Here is a 24279-nt window from a genome sequence, read left to right as displayed (position 1 = left end):
CGGGGGCACCGGGCCCGCGTGCGGGGCCGCCGGGCCGGCACTAGCCTGGAGAGCGTCGGCGGCAGTCAGCAGCGCGCACCAGGGGAAGGTGACGCCCATGCCGGACACCCGGGAAACCATGTCGGGGGCCGTCTCCGAGCGAGCCCTGGTGGACCAGCTGCGCTCCTCGCTGCAGGGTGAGGTCATCGACCGCGGCCATCCCGGCTACGACGCCGCCCGGGCCGTCTGGAACGGGCTGATCGACCGACGTCCCGCGGTGATCGCCAAGTGCGCGGGCACGGCGGACGTGGTCGAGGCGGTACGGGCGGCGCGCGAACACCGTCCCGTCGTCAGCGTCCGCGGCGGCGGACACCAGGTGGCGGGCAGCGCGGTCTGCGACGACGGGCTGGTGATCGACCTGTCGCCCATGAAGGGCGTGCACGTCGACCCCGCCGCGCGCACGGCTCGGGCCCAGGCGGGTACGACCTGGGGCGAGTTCGACCGCGAGACCCAGCTGTACGGGCTGGCCGCACCGGGCGGGGAGATCTCGGCGACCGGGATCGCCGGCCTCACCCTCGGCGGCGGCTTCGGCTTCCTGATGCGGACGTTCGGTCTGAGCTGCGACAACGTCCGTTCCCTGACGGTCGTCACCGCGGACGGCACGGTCCGCACCGCCGGCCCGGAGGAGGAGCCCGAACTGTACTGGGCGGCGCGCGGCGGCGGCCGGGGCATCGGCGTCGTCACCTCGTTCGAGTTCGGTCTCCATCCGCTCGGCCCCGAGGTGACCGCCGTGCTGGCCCTCCATCCGTACGAGCGTGCCGAGGAGCTGCTGCGGGCCTGGCGGGACGCCGCGGCCGTGGCGCCGGAGACGATCACACCGGAACTGCTGCTCTGGAGCGTCCCCCCGGACCCCGCGATCCCCCCGGACATGCACCGCGCGAACTGTGTGATGGTCGGGGCCGTCTACGGCGGTCCGCCGGGAGCCGGAGCCGCCGAGGCGCTGGCTCCGCAGCGCGAACTGGGGCCGCCGCTGATGGACTTGAGCGGCACCGTGCCCTATGTGGCGCTGCAGAGCGCGAACACCTGGCGGTTCCCCGACGGGGAGCGGTACTTCATGAAGTCGCACTTCATGGACGAACTCGGCGACGAGGCGATCGGAACGCTCCTGAACTGCTACTCCCGTCGGCCGACTCCGGAGAGCCTGATCGTCGTCCGCACCCTGGGCGGCGCGGTGGCGCGCGTAGGCCCCGACGAGACCGCGTTCGCGCACCGGTCCGCACGCTTCAACGTCAGCATCGACGCCGGCTGGCAGGACCCGGCGACGGACGGCACCGCGATCGGCTGGGCACGCTCGTCCTGGGACGCGATGAAGCCGTTCTCCAGCGGGGGCACGTACGTCAATTTCGCGGGACTGGGCGAGGACGCCGGGGAGTTGCGCGGCGCGGTCTTCGGCTCGCACGAGGAGCGGCTGGCGCGCACCCGTGCCGCGTACGACCCGGAGGGCCTGTTCCGGTCGGCCGCGCGGCGTCCGTGACGTGGCCCGGGGGTCAGGACTGCTCGGCGTGCGCGGGCGCCGCGCCGGGGGTCCGCACCGCCGGGCGGCGTGTGCCGGCCTCCCAGAGGCACCAGGTCGACCACAGCAGCAGGACGAGGAAGGCGGCGAGGAGCCCCAGCAGCACCACCGCCTGCCGCGCCGACCCTCCGCCCTGCACCGCGTTCAGCAACAGACAGAAGGTCCACGCGACGACACCTCCCGCGTACACGGCCCTGAGCTGTCGCAACTGCCTCATCTTATTCAACGTCGCCCTCCCGAGCCCTGACATCACGCGGTGCCTGCCTGGTACCCACGCCACGCCACTTCACCGCACGGGATCCGGCCGTTCTCACGGCCGGCCGTGCGACTTCCCCCGGGGCGAACGCCGATCCTCACGCCACCTGCTCGCTCCGGCTCCGCAGCAGCTCACGCATGCGCCGGAGGCGGTCCAGGGAGCGGCGCCGCATCCACAGCACACCGCAGCAGAGCACGATCAGGCCCGCCGCGAGGAGCAGCGAGTAGGTCAGTGACCCCGTCGTGACGCCGAGCACCAGCATGCCGACGGCGATCAGGCCCATGAATCCCAGCCAGTACGGCAGCCATCGGGCGGCCCGTTCCATCTGGTCGAGATGTCCGTCGACCAGCCTCCGCATGGTCGCCCGCCTGTCGGGGTCACCGGGCACCTCCCCGTGCCTGATCTCCCGGTTGAGGTCCGCCACCTCGCTCGCGTCGGCCCCCGTCGCACGGCTGGTCCGGCGGCGCTGCACCACCAGGAAGACGAGGGCGACGGCAGTGTAGATCCCGCTGTTGACCAGCCACCGGATCGGCGGGCCCTCCGGGCGGAACAGCGCGGTGACACCCACGCCCAGCGCGAATATCAGGACGGCCTGCGCGGTCAGACTGCGGTCGAGGCGGCGTTTCAGGGCGCGCATGGCAGATATCTCCCCGTGAAGCGGACGGACTTGCTCTGGCGCTTCCCGAGTACCCCCTGCGCGGCGGCGCATGACGAAGTGTCAGGGGCGGGCGAGGGCGCCGATCCGCAGTGCCAGGAGGGCGACGTCGTCGTCGTTGTCGTCCGGCCGCGCCCTGCTGAGCAGTTCGTCGGTGAAGGCCTCCACCGGGCGGTGGGCAAGGGCCGCGGCGTGCCGGCGCAGCCGTTCCAGACCCTCGTCGATGGGATGACTGGGCGACTCGATGAGCCCGTCCGTGTAGAGCACCAGGGTGGAACCCGGCGGCAGCACCTCCGACGCGTCCGAGCGCGGCCGGTCCGTGCCGGTTCCCAGGAGTATGCCGCCGCCCTCCGTGAGGTAGCGGGCCACGCCCTCGTGCGTCACGAGCAGCGGCGGCGGATGACCCGCGTTGGTCCACCGCAGCGTCCACCGCCCCTCGTCGTCCGGGGCCAGGGTGGCGAACACCAGCGTGGCCATGGGCACGTCGGTGATGCGCAGCACCGCCCGGTCGACGCGTTCGACGATACGGCTGGGGGGTTCCTTCTGGGACCAGGCGTAGGAGCGGAGCACGTTGCGCAGCTGGGACATGCCCGCCGCGGCGTCGAGGTCGTGACCGGAGACGTCGCCGATGGCGAGGGCGGTGGCGTCGTCGGACAGGGTGAACGCGTCGTACCAGTCACCGCCGACATGGGAGGCGTCCGGCGCGGGCAGGTAGCGGGACGTCATCTCCAGCCCCGCCACGCGCGGCAGTTGCGGCAGCAGGTAGCGCTGCATGGTTTCGGCGACCTTGCGCTGCCGCTGGTAGAGACGGGCGTTGTCCAGGGCCAGCCCCGCACGCCGGGTGATGTCCTCCAGCAGGGTGAGATCGGCGGCGGTGAACTTCTCGGGGCGCGCGGACCGGCCCAGGGTCAGGGCGCCGAGCACGTCGCGCAGCCCCCGGATCGGCGCGATGGCCGCCGAGTGCATCCCGGTGGCCTCGAAGAGCCGCCGCTGTTCGACCGCGATGCCCGTGTCGGGTGACCCCTCGTACGTCTGCGGCTCGGCGATGGTCGAGGCCACGCCCCGGAGGGCCCGCGACAACGGCATCGGCGACTCCGCCGGCACGGGCGCCATCGGGCCCTCGAGGTCGCGGCGGGAGACCAGGCTGCCGTTGTCCATGTGCACCACTTTGCTGCGCCACACCTCGTCGCGTTCGCTGATCAGGTCGATCACCGCCCAGTCCGCCAGGCGCGGCAGCACGAGGCCGACGAGGCGCTGGAGCGCCTCGTCGGCGGACAGGGTGGAGGTCAGCTGCGTGGTCATCTCCGCCAGGAGCGCGAGCTTCTCGAGCTCCTGCAGCAGGCCGCCTTCCGGTGCCGGCTGCTCGGAGGGCAGCGGGAACTCCCCGCGGGGGTGGAAGAGAACGAGTACGAGGCTGTCGTCGCCGCCGGCGTCGAAGGGGGTGAGCGACCAGGAGACGGAGAGCAGGGAGCCGTCTCCCCGCTCGAACCACTCCAGGTCGGCCTGCGCCGGACTGCCCGCCATGAAGGCCGGGCGCATGCGGCACCGCACCCGGGGAATCGGCTCTCCCTCGGAGTTGCGGTGCAGCAGGTCGTGCGCGTCCCCCTTGACGAGTTCCGCGGAGGAGCGGCCCAGCAACCGCTCGGCGGCAGCGTTGACGGCCATGATGCTGCCGCTCGCGTCCACGACGTAGGCGCCCGTACCGAGGGCCGACAGCATCTCGACGACCGCCTTGCCGGGGGCGGGCCCGGACCGCTCGCCGTCCGGGGCTCCCGCTGCAGCCACCATGTCCCCGCCTCACCGCCCAGTCGTACAACAGATCGTCGCCGGCCCCACGGCTCCGTGCGCTCGAGTGGAACGTGGCGACCGACCGGGAGACAGGGCCTGGCATCCTCAGATCATCACACGACCGCACCAGGCCGCGCCGACGACGGTGCGCCATGAGCCGTGACGGTCCCGGCGCACCCGCCCGCCCCCGGGACGTCAGTCCTTGGTGTCCGCCACCAGCTTGCGGACGTTCTCCACGCTACCGCAGTCGTTCTCCAGGTGCCGGGCGCGCGCCTCCCGGAACGCCCTGCCCCAGGCGGCCCGACGATCGTCGGCCACGTTCTCCCGGGCGTCGTTCAGCAGCGTCCGTTCCTCCTCGTCCACGTGGTGGTTGACCGCCGTGACCAGGTCCTCCAGCTTCTCCTGCCATTCCTGCGACGCGGTGTCGCCGGCCTCGAGCAGGGCGAGCAGCGCCTCATTGGCCTCCCGGTGCTCGTGGACGCCGTGGTCGACGTCGTCGCCGTCGACGTTCTTGTACCGCCGCAGGGCCGGGTAGACCTCGTCCTCCTCGGCCAGGGAGTGCGCCGTCAGCAGGCCGGCCAGCTCCGCCAGCGCGGCGGAGCGGTCGGCTTCGACGTTGCGCATGGCGCGGAAGAGGTCTTCCATGCGGCGGTGGTCCTGCAGGATGAGTTCGACGACATCGACGGACGACACTGCGACTCTTCTCGCTCGGCTACGGTGATCCGTCCCGCGCATACCCCGGTTTTCACCGGTGAGACGCGGGCGGCCGGCGCGCCCGTCGGCCGGCGGGGCACCGACGCCGTCGTCAGGTGCCGTCGAGACCGTGCACGGTGGTCAGGCCGGCGAGCCCGGAGATCTCCAGCACCGGCGCCAGCAGCGGCGTGGCGACTAGCTCCACGCGGTCGGCGTGGCGGAAGAGCACGCTCAGGCCGGCGCTGTCGAGGTACTCGACGGCGGTGAGGTCGATGACGAGCGGTCCCTCGGTGGCCGCGATGGCCGTGTCCAGGGTGTCGGTGTTGCTCATGTCGATCTCGCCGGCGACCGTCAGCAGGGCCCGGCCGTCGGGCCGCCGGCCGGGGGTGAGGGTGAGATGCGTGGTCATCAGGCGATCCTCGTGTGCATGTCGACAGTGGTGCCGGCTGCGCCGGACGTGATGGTGACCTGCTGCATCAGAGCGCGCATCAGCGCCACGCCACGTCCTCGGTGGGTGTTCTTCTCGGGTTGCGGCGCCTTCCACCGCCCGGAGTCGGCGACGGTCAGCCGCAGGCCGTCGGCGCGCGCCTCGGCACGGAGCCGGACCGGGTCGCCGGGCGAGTCCCGGTGTCCGTGCTCGATGGCGTTGGCGCAGGCTTCCCCGGCCGCCACCAGGATGTTCTGCGCCGTACGCGGGGGGAGCTCGCACTGTTCGAGCCAGCCGCGCAGGGCCTTGCGGACCGGCGCGAGCTGCGACGAATCAGCGGGGAAGGCCATCTCCAGCGGCCCCGGGTGCCGGTAGAGCAGCAGCGCCACGTCGTCGTCGAAGCCGCCGGCCGGCGCCAGCCGCACCATGATCCGGGCGGCCAGTTCACCGACGGCGGTGTCGCGGCCGGCCTGGACGGCCTCGCCGGCCCGGTCGATGCCGTCCGTCAGGGGGCGGCGTCTGCGTTCCACGAGACCGTCGGTGTACAGCAGGAGGGTGGCGCGGGCGGGCACGGTGCACGTCGCCTCGGGACGGCTGTCGCCGGGGCGCACGGCCAGCGGTACGGACCGTCCCTCGTCGAGGAGACGGACGGTGCCGTCGGTGTGGGCGAGGATGCCCGGCGGATGCCCGGCGCTGGAGTAGGCCAGCCGGCCCGTGCCGGGGGTGAGGACTCCGCAGAAGACCGTCGTGCACCGCGCGCCGGGGACGCTCGCGGCGAAGTGGTCCAGGGCCGTCAGGATCCGGGCGGGCCGGGGGTCCTGGAGCAGGAGTGCGCGGCAGGCGCTGCGCAGCTGCCCCATGACGGCGGCGGCCTTCAGGCCGCGTCCGACGCAGTCGCCGACGACGATCCCGATGCGGCCGTCGGGCAGGGGGATGGTGTCGTACCAGTCGCCTCCGACCTCCAGGGGCCGGGTGGCCGGTTCATAACGTACGGCGAAGCCCCCTGGCAGCTCGGCCGGGCCGAGGATGGCGCGCTGCAGGGCGAGGGCCGTCTCGCGCTGCTGGTCGATCTGGTGGGCGCGGGCCAGGCCCTGGGCGAGCTGGCCGGCCAGGAGGGACAGCAGCAGCTGGTCCTCCCCTGTGAAGGGACGCCGGTCCCCGAAGTCGATCCACACCACCATGGGGCCCTCGGGATGGTTGACGGTGATACCGGCCCCGGCGGGACCGTCCAGGGGCGTCAGGACGGGCTCGTCGAGCCAGGCCGTGAACTGGTCGCGGCGTCCGGGAGGCAGATCCTCCCAGCGCGGCCCGGCCCCCGTGCCCGTCACGGACGGTTCCTGGTCGGGTCCCGAGACGACGGCGAGCACGCTCTCGGCGTGCCAGAGGTGCGCCAGTTCCGCCAGGGCGCCCTCGAGGGTCTCCGCGAGGCTGGTCGCCTGGGTGAGCCGCATGCCCAGGGCGGCCTGGGCGCTCTTGCGCTGGACGGCGTGGTGCTCCGCGGTGACGTCGCGGAAGGTGCCGACCGTCACGCGGCGCCCGGTGTCCGGGTCCTGCGCCGGGTGGCAGGTGACGGTCACCCACAGCCGGTGCCCGTCGCGGTGGGTGACCGGGATGGTGCGGAAGCCCTTGTAGTCGCCGAGCAGCTCGGTGAACGCCTCACTGACCTGGCGGTGGGCCTCGGGGTCGAGGCCGGCGTCGGGCCACCAGGGATGGACCGGCCGGTAGGGCAGGCCTTCGGGCGGGTAGCCGAGTATGTCGGTGAAGGCCGCGTTGACCTCCACCACGGCGCCCTCCTCGTCGCAGACGAAGAATGCCTCCTGCAGGGAGTCTACCAGGGCCGTGCGCCAGCGCGACTGCCGGGTGCGCAGACGCGCCAGTTCCACGTTGGCCCTCACCCGCGCGAGCAGTTCGGCCGCGGCGAACGGCTTGACCAGGTAGTCGTCGGCGCCGGCCTGGAGGCCCTCGACCGACGCCTCGGGCCCGGCCCGGGCGGACAGCAGCACCACCGGCACCGACACGGTCCGCGGATCGGTGCGCAACGCCGCCACGAGGCCGAGTCCGTCGAGGCCGGGCATCATCACGTCGCTGATGACCAGGTCGGGGACGTCGGTGCGGACCGCCCGCAGGGCGGCCATGCCGTCCGGGACGGTGTCCACCCGGTAGCCGGCTCCCTCGAGGATGCGGGCGAGGTACTCGCGCATGTCCGCGTTGTCGTCGGCGACCAGCAGGCGTCCGGGCGGGGCGGCGCGGCCGGCGGCGTCCGGCGCGCCGGCGACCGCGACCGCGGGCCGTGTCCCGGCGGCGGCCTCGTCCGGCAGCCACCGCAGTGCCTCCTGGACGTAGGGGTCGGCGGACACCGCACGGACGTGCTCGGCGGGCACGAGGGCGTCCTGGGGCAGGTGGGCCGCGCCGAACGGCAGGCGGACGTCGAAGCGGGTGCCCTCGCCCTCGGTGCTGTCGGCGGTGATCGTGCCGCCGTGCAGCGCGATCAGCTCCTTGACCAGTGCCAGTCCGATGCCGCTGCCCTCGTGGGAGCGGGAGCGGGCGTTCTCGACGCGGTGGAACCGTTCGAACAGCCGTGGCATCTCCTGCCGCGGCACTCCGACGCCGGTGTCGGCGACGGTCACCACGGCGTGCGTGTCCCCGGCGCGCACGGTCACCCGGATCGAGCCGTCGAAAGTGAACTTCAGCGCGTTGCTCAGCAGGTTGAGGATCACCTTCTCCCACATCCCGCGGTCGACGTACACCGGTTCCGGGAGCGGGGGGCAGTCGACGCGGAAGTCCAGCCCCGCCTTCTCGACGGCGGACCGGAAGACACTGGCCAGGTCGGCCGTGGTCCGGGACAGGTCGACCGGCTCGTAGCGCGCCTGCATCCGGCCGGCCTCGATGCGGGAGAAGTCGAGCAGGGAGTTGACCAGCTTGCCCAGTCTCAGACCATTACGGTGGATGACGTCCAGTTCGTCCGTTACGCGGGCATCGGCCCCCGCCAGCTGGGTACGCAGTTCCGCCACCGGCCCCATGATCAGGGTGAGGGGAGTGCGCAGTTCGTGGCTGATGTGGGAGAAGAAGGTGGTCTTGGCGCGGTCCAGCTCGGCCAGTTCCTCGGCCCGCCGCTGCTGCGCCTCGTAGCTGCGGGCACTGGCGATGCCCGCCGCCAGGTACCCCGCGGTGAGCTCGAGGAAGCCGCGGTGGGCGCCGTCCAGGACCCGGTACCGGTTCAGGCCCGCCACCAGGAATCCGTAGGGGGTGCCGCCCTGCCGCAGCAGGGGCAGCGTCAGCGCGTGCGTGGGCGGTTCCGGCCAGGCCCCGGCCGGCAGGTCCGTGAACGGGGCGGCGTCGAGCGGTACCAGCACGGACTCGCCCTGTGCCGGTGCCGCCACCGGCCACACTCCGGAACCGTCGGCCGGCAGCGTGCCGGGGCGGGCCGGGTGCCCACCGGGCAGTCCGGTGGCGCCCGCCAGGCGCGCGGAGCCGTCGGAATCGAGCAGATAGGTCAGGGTGAAGGGCAGGTCCTTGGGGTTCCGGCGCAGCTGCTGGTCGGCGAAGACCAGCACCTCCTGCTCGGTGCGGACCGCGCTGGGGTCGGAGCCCAGGTCGCGCAGGGTCGCCATCCGGCGTTCGCCGATGACGCGCTCGGTCTCCTCGCTGACCACGCACAACATGCCGACCACCGCGCCGGAGTCGTCGCGCAGCGGGCTGTAGCTGAAGGTGTGGTAGCTCTCCTCCACGTAGCCGGAGCGTTCCACGAACAGCAGCAGCCCCTCGTCCCACGTGGCCTCTCCCGTGGTCGTCACGGTGTCGATCCGCGGGCCGATGTCCTGCCAGATCTCCGCCCAGACCTCGCGCGCCGGCCGTCCCAGCGCCCATGGGTACTTGCCGCCCAGCGTGTCGCGCCGGTACGCGGCATTGCAGAAGAACGTCAGCTCGGGGCCCCACGCCATCCACATGGAGAACCGGGACGACAGCAGGATGCTCACCGCGGTCTGCAGGCTCTGCGGCCACCGCTCCGGAGGGCCCACCGGAGTCGCCGTCCAGTCCACACGGGCGAGATCCCGGCCGATCTCCGCGTCGGCGGCGAACACATCGGCCCCGGCCGCTGTCGCGGGCCGTTGCGCGGCGTCGTGCGCGCGCTCCACTGGCCACCCCTTCCCTCACGCCCGCCCGGCACGGCGGCCGCCGGCTCCGGTCACCAACCGCTCACGAATCGTCGCTGCTCGCGGGCGCACGGCGGAGCGCGACAAGTTCGTAGGATAGGTCAGCCGCTCTGCTACCACCGCGGGGGACGGACGTGATCGGGGAACGGGTCGAGGATGACGCCGAGCGCTGCACGACGAGCAGACCCCGGTCTTCGCCCCGCCCGCACCGCAGACTCCGAGAACCGCACCAAGGAGAACTCGTGACCGATTCGGACCAGATCCTCACCGTGACGCCCCGTGTGACTCCCTCGGGCCCCTATGTCCTGGACGTCGTGGGAGAGCTCGACCATCACACCGCCCACTTCCTGTCCGAAGCCGTCAACGAGGCCCCCTTCGACGACCACGGGGTGATACTCGACCTGTCCGGACTGACCTACTGCGACTCCACGGGCATCACGGTGCTCATCACCGCCCACCAGAAGTCGCAGGCCGCCGGCTCACCGCTCGTTCTGGCCGGGGTCAATCCCGACCAGATGCGGGTGCTGCAGGTGGTCGGCCTCGACCAGGTCTTCACCTTCCGTCCCGGCGGCGCAGCCACGTGACGCCCGGCCGGGGACACGGCCGGTACGCGGCCGCCGGACGCGACCGAGCCCCGCACGCCGCGGTCGCCGAGGGGGGCGGCACGGGCGGTCGTGCAGGGCGCGAGGGTCCGGTCAGGGCTGCTTGCGGGCCTGCTCGGCGGCCTGGCCGGCGGCGCCCGTCTCCGTGGTGGCGCCGCGCGTGCTGAGCCGGCCGCCGCTCGACTCCAGGTGGGCGCGGACGAACCACTGGAAGAGTTCGAGGCCGCGCAGCTGTTCGATCAGCATGTCCTGCGTGACCGGGTCGAGCTCCTCGGTCTCCCGCATCACCTCGCGGTGGTCCTCGATGACGGACGTGTACACCAGGTCGAGGGCTCCCAGGTGCTCGATCGCCTCCGCGCGGCCGATCGAGTAGTCGTTCCACGTCCGCTCGCGCACCAGGGCGCCGGGGGTGCCGTTGGGTTCGCCGCCGAGGGTGGAGATCCGCTCGGCGACGTCGTCGGTCATGGCGCGGACCTGGTCGACCTGCGGGTCGATCATCTCGTGCACGGCGATGAAGTGCGGTCCGACGACGTTCCAGTGGATGTGCTTGAGCGTCAGGTGGAGGTCGTTGAGGCTGTGCAGACGCATCTGCAGCAGCGCGATGATCCGCTGGCTGTCCTGAGGTCTCATGCCCGGCACGGTGTACGAGGGGCCCTGAGGCTGTGACGGCACGGTGGTGCTCCTTGCATCGGGTGGCGCTGGAACATCCAGATAAGCTGCTTGTCCGCCTTTTTCACCGTTCACCGTGGCCCAGTCCCCCGCATCTCACCGGTCTGGAGCAGTGGCGGCGGGGTCGGAGGCGCGGCGAGGGCGTGCGGCCCGGCGCCGTCAGCCGTGCCAGGACCATTCGGCGACCTCCGGCAGGTCGGTTCCGTGCGCACGGATCCAGTCGTGGTGGCGCAGCCGGGTGTCCGCCATCTCCTGGCGCAGGTTCGCGGCGCGTACCGCGAGGCCCGGCACGCGGTCGACGACGTCCATGACCAGTCGGTAGCGGTCCAGGTCGTTGCGGACCACCATGTCGAAGGGCGTGGTGGTCGTCCCCACCTCCTTGTAGCCGCGCACGTGCAGGTTCCGGTGGCCGGTGCGGCGGTAGGCCAGGCGGTGGATCAGCCAGGGATAGCCGTGATAGGCGAAGATCACGGGCTTGTCCCGGGTGAAGAGGCCGTCGTACTCGAAGTCGGTCATGCCGTGCGGGTGTTCCTCGCTGGGCAGCAGCCGGGCGATGTCGACGACGTTGACGACCCGGACCGCCAGGTCCGGCAGACGGCCGCGCAGCAGCTGGGCGGCGGCCAGCACCTCCTGGGTGGGGACGTCGCCGGCGGCGGCGAGCACGACGTCCGGCTCCCGGTCGCCGGTCTCCGTGCCGGCCCACTGCCAGACACCGGCGCCGCGGGCGCAGTGCGCCTCGGCCTGCTCCATCGTCAGCCAGTCGAAGCAGGGCTGCTTGCCGGCCACGATCACGTTGACGTAGTCCCGGCTACGCAGCGCGTGGTCGGCGACGGAGAGCAGGGTGTTGGCGTCCGGCGGCAGATAGACCCGTACGGCCTCGGGACTCTTGTTGAGGATGTGGTCGACGAAGCCGGGATCCTGATGGGAGAAGCCGTTGTGGTCCTGCCGCCACACATGTGAGGTGAGCAGGTAGTTGAGGGAGGCGATGGGGGCGCGCCAGGGCAGGCGGCGACTGACCCGCAGCCACTTGATGTGCTGGTTGACCATGGAGTCCACGATGTGGACGAATGCCTCGTAGCAGGAGAACAGCCCGTGGCGACCGGTGAGGAGGTAGCCCTCGAGCCAGCCCTGGCAGGTGTGCTCGGAGAGGATCTCCATCACCCGGCCGTGCCGGTCGAGGTCCTCGTCCACGTCGAGGATCCCGGCCTGCCAGGCCTTGCCGCTCGCCGCGTAGACGGCCTGGAGCCGGTTGGAGGCGGTCTCGTCGGGGCCGACCAGGCGGAAGTCCCGTCGGCCCGCGGTGCCCCGCATCACGTTCTCCAGGAGTCCGCCCAGCACCCGGGTGGGTTCGTGAAGGGTCGTGCCGGGCTGGTCGACGGGCACGGCGTACTGCTCCAGCGGGGGCAGGGGCAGCTGCCGCAGCAGCCGCCCCCCGTTGGCGTACGGGGTGGCTCCGAGCCTGCGGGGGCCGTCGGGGACGCACGCGAGGACGTCCGGCCGGGGCGCGCCCGCTTCGTCGAACAGTTCCCCGGGCCGGTAGGACCGCAGCCACTGCTCCAGTTGCCTCAGGTGCTCGGGGTTGTCCCGGACCGCGGACAGCGGTACCTGGTGGGAGCGCCAGGTGCCTTCCACGGGCAGGCCGTCGACCTCGGCGGGGCCGGTCCAGCCCTTCGGGGTGCGCAGCACGATCACCGGCCACCGGGGCCGTTCGGTGGCGCCCTCCTCGCGGGCGGCCCGCTGGATCGCCGCGATGCGGTCCAGGGCGGTGTCCATCGCCGCGGCCATGGTCCGGTGGACGGCGGCGGGGTCGTCGCCGGTGACGTACAGGGGTTCGTGGCCGTAGCCCTCGAGCAGCGCCCGGAGTTCCTGCTCGGGGAGCCGGGCGAGCACGGTCGGGTTGGCGATCTTGTAGCCGTTGAGGTGGAGAACCGGCAGGACCGCGCCGTCGTGGACGGGGTCGAGGAACTTGTTCGAGTGCCAGGAAGCGGCGAGGGGTCCGGTCTCCGCCTCGCCGTCGCCGATGACGCAGGTCACCAGCAGGCCGGGGTTGTCGAAGGCCGCCCCGTAGGCGTGGGACAGGGAGTAGCCGAGTTCGCCGCCCTCGTGGATGGAGCCCGGTGTCTCCGGGGCGACGTGGCTGGGCACGCCGCCGGGGAACGAGAACTGCTTGAACAGCCGCGCCATGCCCGCCTCGTCCCGTGTGACGTCGGGGTAGGTCTCGGTGTACGAGCCCTCCAGCCAGGAGTTGGCGACCACCGCCGGGCCTCCGTGGCCGGGACCCCAGACGCACAGGGCGTCCAGGCCACGGGAGCGGACGACACGGTTGAGGTGGGTGTGCACCAGGTTCAGCCCGGGAGAGGTGCCCCAGTGTCCGAGCAGCCGCGGCTTGATGTGCTCGGGGCGCAGCGGCTCGGTCAGCAGGGGGTTCGCCATGAGGTAGATCTGGCCGACGGAGAGGTAGTTCGCCGCCCGCCAGTGGGCGTCGAGCGTCCTCAGCTCCTCGTCGGTCGGCGGGGCGGACGCCTGGTGCGTGTCGACGGACATCGAGGGGTCCCTTCCGGGTCGCGGTGCGGTCGGTGGCGCGTGCGGGTCCGTACGTCCCCACCCTTTCCTCCCCGCCGGGTACCCGGTAGGGCCGACCGGACCGTGCCGGTTCACCCCCGTGGCCGTCACGGGCGCTCCGGCTCCCTGCCGGAGGGAGCCGGAGGCGCGGTCACGGCCCGCTGCCGGGGGCCGGTGACGGCGCGGGCGCGCCGAGGGCGGCGAGCAGGCGGTCGGCCGGAAGGGCGGGGACCGTGCGGCCGCGGTGGCCCGTGGTCGTCGTCGCGGCGAGCAGGGAGTTGAGCACCGCCTCCTCGACCACGTCGAGAACCGCCGTGAACAGCGGTCCGAGGTCGGCGTCGGCGACGGGGGCGCCGGCGACGGGGGCGCCGGCGCCGGGCCGGGTCGCGAAGGCCACGGCGTAGTCACCGCTGCCGTGGCTGTAGGCGGCGCCGGTGCGGGCCAGCGCGAACACCGCGCGCCGCGCGACCCTGGTGAGTTGGCGGGCGTCGAGAGGGGCGTCGGTGGCGACCACGATCATGCAGGAGCCGGTCTCCGCCGCCTGCTCCGGGCCGTCCGCCGCGAGGCCCAGGGACCGGGCCGTGACGGTGCGGCCCCCGACCCGCAGGGTGCCGCCGAAGTTCGCCTGCACCAGGGTGCCCGCCGTGAACGGCCGTCCTGCCAGGTCCAGGGTGCGTGAGGCGGTGCCGACGCCGGCCTTGAACCCCAGGGCGACCATGCCGGTTCCCGCGCCGACGCAGCCCTCGGCGACCGGCCCGCCGGACGCCGTGTCGAGGGCGGCGCGGACGTGCTCCTCGTGGACGGGACGGGCCCGGATGTCGGACAGGACCCCGTCGTTGCACTCCCCCACGACCGGGTTGAGGCTCAGCACCTCTTCGCAGCCGGGCCGTTCGAGCATCCAGCCGACGAGGGCGTCCGCGACGCGGAAGGCCGACAGGGTCGAGGTGAGCAGTACCGGCGTCTCGAGCGCGCCGAGTTCGGCGAGCTGGGTCGTGCCGATGAGCTTGCCGTAGCCGTTGCCGGTGAAGACCCCGGCGGGCAGCGGCGTGTGGGGACCGACGGCGTCGGGGACGACGGCGGTGACCCCGCTGTGCACTCCCGGCGGCCTGCGCACGGTGGTGTGGCCGACGCGGACTCCGGGCACGTCGGTGATCGCGTTCAGGGGTCCGGTGGCCGCTTCTCCGACGACGATGCCGAGGTCACGCGCCCTGGGCCGGGCGTCCGGTGCCGAGTGGCCGGGGTCCAGTGGTTCCATACGGCCGAACGCTACGCCGCCGGTACGTCACCGTCGCGGCGCGGGTGCCGAGTGGCCGTTCGCTTCGCGCTGCCCGCCTCACGGTGCGATCCTGGAAGTGGTGCTGTGCGCCGTTCCGCGCTCTCGTGAGGAGGGATGGACATGGCCAAGCATCTGGTCGTCTGCTGTGACGGCACATGGAACTTCGCGGACCAGCCGAGCAAGACCAACGTCGCCAAGGTCGCCCTGTCCGTGCGCCCCGTGTCGGCCGCCGGGAGAGAGCAGCGCGTCTACTACCACAGCGGTGTCGGCACCCACCGGCGGGACCGTCTGCGCGGCGGCGCGTTCGGTGCGGGGCTGTCGCGGAACATCGTGGACGCCTACCGGTTCCTCGTCGAGACGTACGAGCCCGGTGACGAGCTGTTCCTCTTCGGCTTCAGCCGGGGCGCGTTCACCGCCCGCAGCCTCGCGGGACTGGTGCGCAACAGCGGCATCCTGCGGAGGCGTCACGCCGGCCGCATCCCGGAGGCGTGGGCGCTGTACCGGGACCGGATCGAGCAACCGAACGGCGCCGCCGCGACGTTGTTCCGGCGCTCGTACGCGTACGAGACGGAGATCGGGTTCGTCGGGGTGTGGGACACGGTCGGCGCGCTGGGCGTCCCGGTGCCGGACGCCGCGTGGCTGCAGCCGGCGGCGAACCGGTTCAACCACCAGTGGGCGTTCCACGACACCGAGTTGAGCGGCTGGATCAGGGCCGCGTTCCACGCGCTGGCAGTCGACGAGCAGCGCTCGGCGTTCCGGCCGGCGCTGTGGCACCTGCGTCCCGGCTCCGCCGCGCGGGGGCAGGAGCTGAAGCAGGTGTGGTTCGCCGGGGTGCACTGCGACGTCGGCGGGGGCTACAAGGAGACGGGGCTGTCGGACATCGCCCTGCTGTGGATGGTCGACCAGGCCCGCAGGCACGGGCTGGAGTTCGACGCGGACACGCTCAGCGCGGAGGGGCCCCGGGTGATGCGTCCCCGGGAGAGCGTCGACTTCCGCGTACGGCCCGACGTTTCGGGCACTCTGCACGCCTCGCGGACGGGCATGTACCGGCTGTCCAGGCCGCTGCACCGGCCGCTCGGTGAGGCGGTGACCGGCGAGGGCGAGCCCGACGGCAACGAGTTCCTGGCGGTGCCCGCAAAGGAGCGCCACGACCGGGACGCCGGCTACCGGCCGCCGCAGTTGGGGCGTTACCTGGGCCGGCAGGAGCGGATCCGGCTGGAGCCGGTACTGCTGCCGGGCCTCCCGGCGGGCCTGCCGCCCATGCCCCAGGCCGCACCGGGCCCGGGGACGGCGGCCGACAGGCACGACGGGTTCCACCGCGCCGGGTGACGTCGCGACCGGCCGCGGCGGGGCAGCCCCGGCATATTTCTTTGCGCGGCGTTTTCCCGCGTGGTTGGCTCACGCCCATGACCTGGCTCCCGCACGACTTCGTCCACCCCCTCCACGTCGCCGTACCCGGCGGCGGGGGCCACCGGCTGCGCCCGATCAGCGGCGCGGACGCGCCGCTGGACTACCCCGCGGTGATGGGGTCGCGGGAGCGGCTGTGGTCGGTCTTCGGCCCCGCGTGGGGCTGGCCGTCGGCCACGATGTCGTACGAGGCGAACCTCGCCGACCTGGAGCGGCACGCCGCGGAGATCGAGGCCCACGAGTCGTTCAACTACACGATCGAGAACGCCGACCGCACCGCCCTGCGCGGCTGCGTCTACATCGATCCTCCGGAAAAGCAGGGGGCGGACGCCGAGATCTCGTGGTGGGTGGTGGACGACGAGGTGGGCGGTCCGCTGGAGCGGGCTCTCGATGTGTTCGTGCCGCGCTGGATCGCCGGGGACTGGCCCTTCGAGCGGCCTCGTTTCATCGGCCGGGACATCAGCTGGGACGAGTGGACGAAGCTGCCGGATCTTCCGTGAGCGGGCCGCTCGGCACGGCCCGGTCCCTTTCCGGGGCCGCGAGTGACGCCGCCGCGTGCGCGCCGTGGAGGTCGCGCTCGAGGTGGTCCAGGGCGCGGCGGGCGGTCTCGATGCGCCGGAGCAGCAGCTGCCGGTCCCCCGGTGCGGACGCCGCGCCCTGCGCGTCGGGGGATTCCCTTCGCTCGTCCATGTCCCGCGCCTCCTCGAGTGAGGTGATGACGACCCCGATGAGGACGTTGACGAGGACGAAGGAGGCGAGCAGCACATAGGAGGCGTAGTACAGCAGACTCCAGCGGGAGATCTGCAGGCCGGTGTGGACCGCGTCGCCGATGCCGTCGAGGGTCATCAGCAGGAAGAGGGTGAGGACGGCACGGCCTAGGGAGCCGTAGTGCCCGGGGTCGTGGCGGCCGAAGAACACCCAGCCGACCATCGCGTACACGTACAGCAGCAGGGCGCCGACCAGCAGAAAGCTCAGGGTGCCGGGAAGGCTGCGGGCCACGGCGACGAGCACGATGCGCAGTTGGGGCAGGAAGCGCGCGGTGCGCAGGACCCGGGCCAGCCGCAGCAGTCGCAGCACCGTGGTGTTCTCGCGGACGAGGGGCAGGAAGGTGCTCAGGACCACGGCGAGGTCGAAGAGGTTCCACGGGTCCTTCCAGAAGTCCGCGGGGCGGTCGGCGTGGGCGGCCATGCGCAGCACGATCTCGACGCTGAACGCGACCAGGCAGAGGTGTTCGGCGAGCCGTAACCAGCGGTGCCACTCCGCGACGACCCCGGAGTACGTCTCCACCCCCAGCAGCCCGGCGTTGACGAGGATCACGGCGAAGACGGTGAGGGCGAACCAGCGGGCCTCGGTGATGCCGCGGCAGTGCTCCGCGAGTCGGAGGCGCCCCGACGGGGTGGTGAACTCGGCTGTGTGGTCTCGGTGTTGCGGCATCCTGCTGCCCGGTCTCCTCCGTGCCTGCGACGACCGTCCCGGCGGACCGGACGTCGCTGAACGATCATGCTCCGGAGGATTCTTCTACAGCACTGTAGTTTCAGGGGCGCGGGGCACCCCTGAAACCACGCAGCGGGACTACCAGTTGGGAGTCACGTCGGAGCCGAAGCCTCCACCGGCCGGGCGCTTCTCGAAGTGGAGGTGGGGGCCGGTGGCGTTGCCGGTCGAACCGACCTCGCCGATCTTCTGGCCGGCCTTGACCGAACCCCGTTTCACGGTCTGCTCGGAGAGGTGGCAGTACCAGTAGTCGAAACCGCCCGCGCGCAGCACGAGGTAGTTGCCGAAACTGCGGTCATGGCCGTTGCGGACGAGGGACCCGTTGAGCACCGCGACGCAGGGTGTGCCGTTCGGGGCGGCGTAGTCCGCGCCGGTGTGGTAACCCAGGCTCCAGTGCGGCCCCTTGACCCGGTGAGCGGTCGTGACGCCGTGGCCCGGTACGGGGGAGGCGACACGGGCACCGGAGACCGGCGCCGATGTCGGGACACGGAGCCGGTCCCAGGAGGTCTTGCCCGGGATGCCGTCGGCGTCGGCACCCTCGAACCCGAGCTTGTGCTGCCAGGCGGCGAACGACTGCTTGTCGGTGTCCGTCCACTCGGGGCCGGGCCCCTCCGCGTACTTGCCGCATCCCTCCGCCACCAGGCGCTTGCCCATGGAGGCGATCACGGGGCTGCGTTGTCCCTTGTGGAAGAACTTCGTTCCTGGAAATGGCGCCAACGCGGGCATGGCCCTCTCCTTTCCGTAAGGGGCCGGATCACGAGCCGGATCGGCCTGCCGAACGTGCGAGAGGTGACCACACCGGTGCCGGACGCGGGAACCGTGCCGCCACCGGCCGGTCACCGTCGCCTCACGTTCCACCATGCGCCCGATGCCGGTCGCTCGCAAACCCGGAATTGCGACGGCACACGGCTTTTCTGACGGGCGGTCCGGCCGCCGCTTCAGGGCGCCCGAACCGCCCGGAGAGCCTCAGACGTCGGGGACCTTCAGCCGGTCCCAGCTGAACCGGCCGGGGACGCCGTCGGCCGCGTCCCCCTCGAGACCCAGCTTCTGCTGCCAGGCCCTGTACGACCTCATGTCGCCCGCTCCCCATACGTCGTTGCCGTCACCGGACGTGTAGCGGTCGCAGTCCTCGGCGACGAGCCGGCCGTGCATGCCCGCGATGACGGGCGACCTGCGTCCCGCCTCGAAGAACGACGTGCCGGGGAACGGCTCGAAGTGGGCAGCGGTGGACGGGCCGGTCGGCGCGGGCACGAACTCCGGCCAGGATCCGGGGTCGACATGGTCGTTCTCCGGGACATGGGCGTGGGCGTACCAGCCGCCCTGCGACCTCCACTTGTCGGCGGGGCACGTCATGCGGGTCAGGGAAGTCGGACGGCCCATGGGCCAGACGTCCGGCACGTCCCAGGAGCTGATCCACGCGTGGAGATCGGCCCAGCCCGCGCAGGGAGTGTCGACCAGCCTCGCGAACACCTTCCCGTTGACGCGGCAGTGGGGGAAGAACAGGGCCTCGATCTGGATGACGACCCTGCCGGCCCGGTTGGTCCGCGTGCCGCCGGCCACGTCGGCCAGCGCCTTGCTGCGGGACGTGGCGGGGAAGAACTGGGCGAAGGCACCGGTGAAGGGGTCCCAGAGGATGTGCGGGGCCTGCCCCTTGCCGCCGCCGGTGAAGAATCCCTTGAGATTGGCGAACGGGACCAGATCCAGGGGGGCTTCGGCGGTGGCCTTCCTGTCCGCCGTGATGTGCGCGATCGCCCGTGGCGGGAATTCCGGGTCGCACGGCGCGTGGTCTCCCAGGTCCGCCTTGAGTGCTTGGGGCATCCATGGTTGGGGCATGGTGGATCTCCTCAGCTGCGAAGGAAGGGGGAAGCGGGCGCCGGACGGACAACGGGCCGTGCGACGGGCCCTCCCCCGTCTCCCACGATGCGTCCGCCGGCAGTCCCCGGCAAACCGAGGGGCGATGGAGACGCATGCCTGCTATCGCCTTTGTTCATCGGGGCGTTGGACTACGGCGTGCGCCGGCGCGAGGCCACGCTTGCCGCCCCCTGAGGGGCGTCGTAACGTGGTTCCCGGAGGACCGGTGAGACCGTGGTCCGCACAGGGCAGGCGCACCATCGGGGGTACGCGCCGCGGCTCCCCCTCGATCTTCGCCGCCTGAACCACCGGGCGCGCAGCATCGCGAAGAACAGCACGGCGCCAAGCGCATCGGGAATGATCATGGCCAGAATCTCCCGGCGACACTTCTCTCACGCGGCCGGCGCATCCCTTCTCGCCGCAACGCTCGCGTTGCCGGCAGGTCTGTCGACCGCCGCGGCGGATTCCCGGAGTCAGGGCGAGGGCAGCACGAGGGCGGAGGCTCGGGCCACGGAGCCCCCGCCGTCTCCGCCGTCCGAGCCGGACGGGCCTTCGGGACCCGTCACACCGCCCGACACGCCGTCGGACACCGGACCGGACGAGCCGACGGAACCCACGGAGCCCTCGTCCACGCCGGACGGGACGTCCGACACCACTCAGCCGCCGGACACCGGCGACACGGACGGGGACACGACCGAGCCCCCGCCGGAGCAGAACACGCAGCTCGACAGGACGACCACGAGCCTGGCCGAGGCGAAGGACAGCGTGCCCGAGGAACTCGCGCCGACCGTGGAGAAGTTGATCGACATCGTCGGCATGGTCGCCGATCCGTCGACCCCGGCCCAGGACCGGCAGGGGGTCATCGAGAGCGCGGAGAATCTGTCCACCGCGCTGGCGGCCATCAGTGACCCGCACACACCTCCCGAACTGCGGGAGGACCTGACCGAGATCGTGAAGCAGGCGACCTCGGCCCTCGAAGTGGTCGGCGACCCTCGGGTGCCGCCCGAGGAACGGTCCACGCTCGTCCTGGTGATCAAGCGCACGACGTCCACCCTGGAGCTCATCTGCGACCCCAAGACCCCGGAAGACCTGCGGGATCAGATGATCGCGACGGTGAAGGACCTGACCTACGTCGCGGAGAGGCGCGAGGGCGTGGCGCAGTCCAGCCCGGCGGGTGAGAGCGCGAGTTCCCCGGGGGGCGAGGGAGGGAGCCGGGAACCCCCGAACACGCTGACGGCGAGCTCCTCCGAGGAGATAGTGCAGGACCGGAGGACTCCGCCGAAGGAGCGGGAACAGCTCGCGAAGATCACGTCACAGGTCAGCGCGCTGCTGCGGAAGATCAGCGACCCCAAGACATCGCAGGCGGAGCGGTCCGACGCGAGGAGGGAACTGGAAGACAAGACCTCCCATATGAAGGACCAGCAGGAGGAATCCGCCTCCGCCCAGGAACGGCCGGAGGAGTCGCTGAGCAAGGCAGCCGCGGTCTGCACCAGCGCCATCTTCGACTCCACACCTGAATCCGCTCTCATGCGAGGGCTCAAGGAACTGGGCCCCTCGCAGTGGCAGGACGAAGGGGTCAAGGACTTCTGGAAGGCGGAGGAGAAGAGCGACGACACACTCGACGTCCTCGCCCAGTTGCGGAACGACGAGCGCGCCCACGGCCCCTTCGAAGTCGCGCCGCTCATCACGGGACTCGCCGAATTGGTGCCGCACGACAAGCTGTTCGGGACGCTGGGAGGCTCCGCCCTGTCCTGCGAGCAGACCGCCAAGTACCTCGACGAGGAGTACGGGGTCACGGCGGGCACCTGGCTCACGAGGAGCGGTACGTGACCGAGGTCAGACCCCGGCCGAGCTGAGCACCTCGGCCACGGATATCTCCGCGTCGGCCCGGGCCTTGGCGGCTCCGTATCTCTCCAGCTCCCTCCTTTCCTCCGCGTAGTCGCCCAGCCCGTGGAAATTGAAAGGGACGGACGAGATGGAGGAGAGGTACTGGCCTCCCGGAGACCAGACGGCCGTCACATAGCGCGGTTGACGTGTCACGTTGATGAGATTGTTGTTGTGGAGCACTCTGCCACGATATATGAGCTGACCCCCGCAAATTGCCGGTTCGCAGTGATAGCGTCGGTCATATTCGTTCCACGAGGCATGCGACGACCTGAACTCCTCCACGTCGAGCCTCCCCCGGTCCTTTCTCATGTACGAGATCTGCATTTCCACGCTCAGGATGTCGAATCCGGTGTCCTTGGGAAGCTGGAAGACGTGCTTCAGGGCGTACTCCTGTCCGACGTCGAGCGAGCTGCCGGCGTCGTAGAACCTTCCACTGCTAATGGTCGTGTATCTGAGCCCGTCGACGTAGAGCTCCGCCTCCCCCTCACTCGAGCCCTGCTTTCCCACGCTCGCCCTCCATTCCTCCGCCAGGTCCTCCTCACCCTTGGAATAGAGTGCGACCCTGCCGCGCACCGTGTAAATGTCATTGACGATGTACACCGGTATCCCTCCGGTGTTCTTCATGTACAGAGTCAGCGGGACGTGCACGAAGGAGAGGTCGCGGTCTTCCCACGCCTTTCCGAATTCCGCCCTCAGAGTGAAGTGCATGGGAGCGGCGGCAGGCTGGTACATAGTGGAATAGGCAAGACTGACGGCCGTCAGGAGGGCCGTGGCGACCACCCCGGCCGCGAATTTCTTGGGCTGCGGTATTCCCTTCCAGGATCTTCTGCGGACAAGGAGGAACAGCGCCCATACGGACCAGCACAGGGAGGGCACATAGATCAGCAGATGGCGGGTGTACTCCCTCTCCTCGAACCAGAGCAGCAGAAGCAGGCCGTCGGTGGCCAGGGCGATGATCACCCCGAGCAGGACGATGGCTCCGGAGGCCCTGAACTGCCGCCTTCCTCCGTAGTCGAGTGCCGCGATCGCCGCCGCTCCGAGGATCACGCCCGAGAGGACGAACAGCACTCCGGTGATGCGCTGCGCGAAGGTCAGGGCTCCCGAGGCGTCCGGCCATCCGATGACCGCGTTGAACACCATGGAGACGAGCAGCCCGGCCACCAGGAGCGCCGTGACCGAGCGTCTCCGTAACGCGCGGTCCGGCCACGTCCCGCTGTCACCCCCACGCCAGTACACGGACGCCGGATCGTCGAGATCCATGGTCTCCGGGTAGCCGAGCCGGCCGAGCAGCCTGCGCAGCCCGGTCCGCGACCAGACGCTCCCCGCCGCCTCACCGCCGATGGTGACGCGCCGGAGACCGCGGCCGTCCGGCGGCTCCACGATGATCCAGGGACGGATGCTCATGCCCACAGACTCGAACCGGAGCCCGCCTCGCGCACCCGGGACTCCCCCGTTTGCCCCCGCCCGCGACCGCGTCCGGGGCGGCGCCCCGCCGTTGACAGATGCGGCTAATAGGATTAGCTTTTAGCTAACGGAGTTAGCCAGACAGGGGATGTCATGACCGAGTACCTCACCGTCGACGACGGCGTGATCGCCTACGAGGTGGCGGGAGCGGGACCGCTCGTCGTTCTCGCGCACGGGATGGGTGACAGCCGGGCCTCGTACCGTGCCGTGATCCCCCGGCTGGTGGCGGCGGGACACCGGGTGGCCGCGGTCGATCTGCGCGGCTGCGGGGAGTCCGGCACCGACTGGCCGGACTGGAGCCGTGCCGCCGTCGCCGGCGACCTGCTCGCCCTGATCCGCCACCTGGGCGGCCCGGCCGTGCTCGTCGGCCACTCCTTCTCCGGCGGCGCGGCCACCATCGCCGCGGCACGGGAACCCTCACTGGTCAGCGCCGTGGTCGAGCTGGCGCCGTTCACCCGCAAGCAGTCGGTCCGGCTCGGCGACCTGAAGGTGAAGCGCTTCAGGCGGGGCATGCTGCGGCTGCTCGGCACCGGCGTGTTCGGCAGCGTCCGGATGTGGCGCTCGTACTTCGACGTGGCCTACCCCGGCGACAAGCCGGCCCACTGGACCGAGAGGCTCGACCGCGTCGACGCCATGCTGCGCGAGCCCGGACGGATGAAGGCCCTGCAGAACATGGGCCGCAGCGCCCCCGGTGACGCCGACGCGCAGCTCGCGGGCGTCCGCTGCCCGGTGCTGATCGTGATGGGCACGCTCGACCCCGACTGGGCCGACCCGCACGCCGAGGGATCGGCAGTCGTCGACGCCCTGCCGTTCGGGCTCGGACGCCTGGAGATGATCGAGGGTGCCGGGCACTACCCGCACGACCAGTTCCCCGACCGGGTGGTCTCGCTCGTGCTCGACTTCCTCCGGTCCGAGGCCACCCGTGGCTAGGGCGGGCCTCGACACTGCGGCCGTGGTCGCGGCCGCGGCCGCCCTAGCCGACGAGGAAGGCCTCCCCCGCCTGACGATGGGGCTGCTCGCCCAGCGGCTGGGCGTGCGCACACCGTCGCTGTACAAACACGTCGGCGGCCAGGAGGACCTCAACCGCCGTATCGCCGTACTGGCGATGAACGAGGCCGCGGACGCCGTCGGCGGCGCGGTCCAGGGATACGCGGGCCGCGACGCCCTCGCGGCCGCGGCCCGTGCCTTCCGCGCCTTCGTCCTCGAGCACCCCGGCCGGTACGGCGCGACCGTCGGGCTGGAACCCACCGGCCCCGACGACCCGCTGGCCGCCGCGAGCACGCGGCTGCTCGCCGCGTTCACCGCCGTACTGCACGGCTACGCGATCGACGAGCGCGAGGTGACCCACGTCCTGCGCATGCTCCGCAGCCTCTGCCACGGCTACGCCACGCTGCAGGCGGCGGGCGGCTTCCAGTGGAGCACCGACGTCGACGAGAGCTTCACCTGGCTGATCACCTTCGCCGACCGGGGCCTGCGCGCCCTCGGTGGCGGCCCGGGCGAATGAGCACGCGCTCCTAGGGCGTGTGTCGAAGGTGATCTTGGGCG

The 24279-nt window shown here is 71.7% G+C and carries 21 protein-coding genes; 7 read left to right on the top strand and 14 right to left on the bottom strand.

Features of this window, described 5'->3' with window-relative positions; genetic code table 11:
• The first annotated feature begins 97 nt into the window (after positions 1-97).
• The gene (locus tag CNQ36_RS33540) at positions 98-1513 is read left to right on the top strand and encodes an FAD-binding oxidoreductase (protein WP_121549478.1); all 1416 of its coding nucleotides are present in this window, start codon (positions 98-100) and stop codon (positions 1511-1513) included.
• A 13-nt stretch (positions 1514-1526) separates the two neighbouring features.
• On the opposite strand, the gene CNQ36_RS33535 is transcribed toward CNQ36_RS33540, so the two are convergent.
• The 6 genes from CNQ36_RS33535 to CNQ36_RS33510 all read right to left on the bottom strand — a co-directional run bounded on the left by CNQ36_RS33535 (position 1527) and on the right by CNQ36_RS33510 (position 9507).
• Positions 1527-1769, bottom strand: a complete 243-nt coding sequence (locus CNQ36_RS33535; protein ID WP_142167521.1) for a hypothetical protein — start codon at positions 1767-1769, stop codon at positions 1527-1529.
• Between the two features lie 136 nt (positions 1770-1905).
• Entirely contained in the window at positions 1906-2445 is a 540-nt protein-coding gene (locus tag CNQ36_RS33530; protein WP_004921312.1) for a hypothetical protein, read from the bottom strand.
• 81 nt (positions 2446-2526) lie between these two features.
• The gene (locus tag CNQ36_RS33525) at positions 2527-4251 is read right to left on the bottom strand and encodes a SpoIIE family protein phosphatase (RefSeq protein WP_163013468.1); all 1725 of its coding nucleotides are present in this window, start codon (positions 4249-4251) and stop codon (positions 2527-2529) included.
• A 195-nt stretch (positions 4252-4446) separates the two neighbouring features.
• Entirely contained in the window at positions 4447-4944 is a 498-nt protein-coding gene (locus tag CNQ36_RS33520; protein WP_240659531.1) for a hemerythrin domain-containing protein, read from the bottom strand.
• Between the two features lie 112 nt (positions 4945-5056).
• Entirely contained in the window at positions 5057-5353 is a 297-nt protein-coding gene (locus tag CNQ36_RS33515) for an STAS domain-containing protein (protein ID WP_040905273.1), read from the bottom strand.
• Positions 5353-9507: a SpoIIE family protein phosphatase gene (locus tag CNQ36_RS33510; RefSeq protein ID WP_121549475.1), complete on the bottom strand. Its 4155-nt coding sequence runs from the start codon at positions 9505-9507 to the stop codon at positions 5353-5355. Before CNQ36_RS33510 ends, CNQ36_RS33515 begins: the two co-directional genes overlap by 1 nt.
• Positions 9508-9767: 260 nt before the next feature.
• On the opposite strand from CNQ36_RS33510, the gene CNQ36_RS33505 reads away from it, so the two are divergent.
• Complete coding sequence (locus tag CNQ36_RS33505; RefSeq protein ID WP_004921321.1) at positions 9768-10109, top strand: STAS domain-containing protein; 342 nt, start codon at positions 9768-9770, stop codon at positions 10107-10109.
• A 111-nt stretch (positions 10110-10220) separates the two neighbouring features.
• On the opposite strand, the gene CNQ36_RS33500 is transcribed toward CNQ36_RS33505, so the two are convergent.
• From CNQ36_RS33500 to CNQ36_RS33490, 3 genes are all read right to left on the bottom strand, one after another.
• Positions 10221-10799 carry a Dps family protein gene (locus CNQ36_RS33500; protein ID WP_004921323.1) on the bottom strand — a complete coding sequence of 193 codons (579 nt, stop codon included), beginning with the start codon at positions 10797-10799 and terminating at the stop codon, positions 10221-10223.
• Between the two features lie 156 nt (positions 10800-10955).
• Positions 10956-13340 (bottom strand): phosphoketolase family protein, encoded by a 2385-nt coding sequence (locus tag CNQ36_RS33495; protein ID WP_121549474.1) that lies wholly within the window; start codon positions 13338-13340, stop codon positions 10956-10958.
• Positions 13341-13509: 169 nt separating this feature from the next.
• Positions 13510-14613 (bottom strand): P1 family peptidase, encoded by a 1104-nt coding sequence (locus CNQ36_RS33490; protein ID WP_121549473.1) that lies wholly within the window; start codon positions 14611-14613, stop codon positions 13510-13512.
• A 141-nt stretch (positions 14614-14754) separates the two neighbouring features.
• On the opposite strand from CNQ36_RS33490, the gene CNQ36_RS33485 reads away from it, so the two are divergent.
• Together CNQ36_RS33485 and CNQ36_RS33480 are read left to right on the top strand one after the other, a co-directional pair.
• Positions 14755-15963, top strand: a complete 1209-nt coding sequence (locus tag CNQ36_RS33485) for a DUF2235 domain-containing protein (RefSeq protein WP_121549659.1) — start codon at positions 14755-14757, stop codon at positions 15961-15963.
• A 77-nt stretch (positions 15964-16040) separates the two neighbouring features.
• Positions 16041-16541, top strand: coding sequence for an N-acetyltransferase (locus tag CNQ36_RS33480; protein WP_121549472.1), 501 nt, complete (start codon positions 16041-16043; stop codon positions 16539-16541).
• Here CNQ36_RS33480 and CNQ36_RS33475 read toward each other — a convergent pair.
• From CNQ36_RS33475 to CNQ36_RS34905, 4 genes are all read right to left on the bottom strand, one after another.
• Positions 16501-17475 (bottom strand): ion transporter, encoded by a 975-nt coding sequence (locus CNQ36_RS33475; protein ID WP_121549471.1) that lies wholly within the window; start codon positions 17473-17475, stop codon positions 16501-16503. The two genes, CNQ36_RS33480 and CNQ36_RS33475, sit on opposite strands and share 41 nt — an antisense overlap.
• Before the next feature lie 138 nt (positions 17476-17613).
• Positions 17614-18258, bottom strand: a complete 645-nt coding sequence (locus CNQ36_RS35905) for a peptidoglycan-binding protein (RefSeq protein WP_142167528.1) — start codon at positions 18256-18258, stop codon at positions 17614-17616.
• A gap of 240 nt (positions 18259-18498) precedes the next feature.
• On the bottom strand, positions 18499-19365 hold the full coding sequence (locus CNQ36_RS33465; protein ID WP_163013467.1) for a peptidoglycan-binding protein: 867 nt from the start codon (positions 19363-19365) through the stop codon (positions 18499-18501).
• A 674-nt stretch (positions 19366-20039) separates the two neighbouring features.
• The gene (locus CNQ36_RS34905) at positions 20040-20192 is read right to left on the bottom strand and encodes a hypothetical protein (RefSeq protein ID WP_163013466.1); all 153 of its coding nucleotides are present in this window, start codon (positions 20190-20192) and stop codon (positions 20040-20042) included.
• Between CNQ36_RS34905 and CNQ36_RS33455 the strand changes: the two genes are divergently transcribed.
• Positions 20173-21213, top strand: a complete 1041-nt coding sequence (locus CNQ36_RS33455) for a hypothetical protein (RefSeq protein ID WP_163013465.1) — start codon at positions 20173-20175, stop codon at positions 21211-21213. The two genes, CNQ36_RS34905 and CNQ36_RS33455, sit on opposite strands and share 20 nt — an antisense overlap.
• A gap of 6 nt (positions 21214-21219) precedes the next feature.
• Here CNQ36_RS33455 and CNQ36_RS33450 read toward each other — a convergent pair whose 3' ends face one another.
• The gene (locus CNQ36_RS33450; RefSeq protein ID WP_121549467.1) at positions 21220-22674 is read right to left on the bottom strand and encodes a hypothetical protein; all 1455 of its coding nucleotides are present in this window, start codon (positions 22672-22674) and stop codon (positions 21220-21222) included.
• A gap of 153 nt (positions 22675-22827) precedes the next feature.
• Here CNQ36_RS33450 and CNQ36_RS33445 point away from each other — a divergent pair, with 153 nt between their 5' ends.
• Both CNQ36_RS33445 and CNQ36_RS33440 read left to right on the top strand, forming a co-directional pair.
• A complete protein-coding gene (locus CNQ36_RS33445) occupies positions 22828-23664 on the top strand; it encodes an alpha/beta fold hydrolase (RefSeq protein ID WP_121549466.1) in 837 nt (278 codons plus the stop codon).
• A 22-nt stretch (positions 23665-23686) separates the two neighbouring features.
• Positions 23687-24238 carry a TetR/AcrR family transcriptional regulator gene (locus CNQ36_RS33440; protein ID WP_121549465.1) on the top strand — a complete coding sequence of 184 codons (552 nt, stop codon included), beginning with the start codon at positions 23687-23689 and terminating at the stop codon, positions 24236-24238.
• Positions 24239-24279: the final 41 nt, after the last annotated feature.

Source organism: Streptomyces fungicidicus, from assembly GCF_003665435.1.
GTDB classification, from domain to species: Bacteria; Actinomycetota; Actinomycetes; order Streptomycetales; family Streptomycetaceae; genus Streptomyces; species Streptomyces fungicidicus.
This window is presented reverse-complemented; position numbering and strand designations above follow the sequence as displayed.

Excerpts from the sequence above, each read along its gene's own strand:
- CNQ36_RS33540 (WP_121549478.1), top strand. The coding sequence starts at position 98 with ATGCCGGACACCCGGGAAACCATGTCGGGGGCCGTCTCCGAGCGAGCC.
- CNQ36_RS33535 (WP_142167521.1), bottom strand. The coding sequence starts at position 1,769 with ATGAGGCAGTTGCGACAGCTCAGGGCCGTGTACGCGGGAGGTGTCGTC.
- CNQ36_RS33530 (WP_004921312.1), bottom strand. The coding sequence starts at position 2,445 with ATGCGCGCCCTGAAACGCCGCCTCGACCGCAGTCTGACCGCGCAGGCC.
- CNQ36_RS33525 (WP_163013468.1), bottom strand. The coding sequence starts at position 4,251 with ATGGTGGCTGCAGCGGGAGCCCCGGACGGCGAGCGGTCCGGGCCCGCC.
- CNQ36_RS33515 (WP_040905273.1), bottom strand. The coding sequence starts at position 5,353 with ATGACCACGCATCTCACCCTCACCCCCGGCCGGCGGCCCGACGGCCGG.
- CNQ36_RS33495 (WP_121549474.1), bottom strand. The coding sequence starts at position 13,340 with ATGTCCGTCGACACGCACCAGGCGTCCGCCCCGCCGACCGACGAGGAG.
- CNQ36_RS33490 (WP_121549473.1), bottom strand. The coding sequence starts at position 14,613 with ATGGAACCACTGGACCCCGGCCACTCGGCACCGGACGCCCGGCCCAGG.
- CNQ36_RS33485 (WP_121549659.1), top strand. The coding sequence starts at position 14,755 with ATGGCCAAGCATCTGGTCGTCTGCTGTGACGGCACATGGAACTTCGCG.
- CNQ36_RS33480 (WP_121549472.1), top strand. The coding sequence starts at position 16,041 with ATGACCTGGCTCCCGCACGACTTCGTCCACCCCCTCCACGTCGCCGTA.
- CNQ36_RS33475 (WP_121549471.1), bottom strand. The coding sequence starts at position 17,475 with ATGCCGCAACACCGAGACCACACAGCCGAGTTCACCACCCCGTCGGGG.
- CNQ36_RS35905 (WP_142167528.1), bottom strand. The coding sequence starts at position 18,258 with ATGCCCGCGTTGGCGCCATTTCCAGGAACGAAGTTCTTCCACAAGGGA.
- CNQ36_RS33465 (WP_163013467.1), bottom strand. The coding sequence starts at position 19,365 with ATGCCCCAACCATGGATGCCCCAAGCACTCAAGGCGGACCTGGGAGAC.
- CNQ36_RS34905 (WP_163013466.1), bottom strand. The coding sequence starts at position 20,192 with ATGTCGATCAACTTCTCCACGGTCGGCGCGAGTTCCTCGGGCACGCTG.
- CNQ36_RS33450 (WP_121549467.1), bottom strand. The coding sequence starts at position 22,674 with ATGAGCATCCGTCCCTGGATCATCGTGGAGCCGCCGGACGGCCGCGGT.
- CNQ36_RS33445 (WP_121549466.1), top strand. The coding sequence starts at position 22,828 with ATGACCGAGTACCTCACCGTCGACGACGGCGTGATCGCCTACGAGGTG.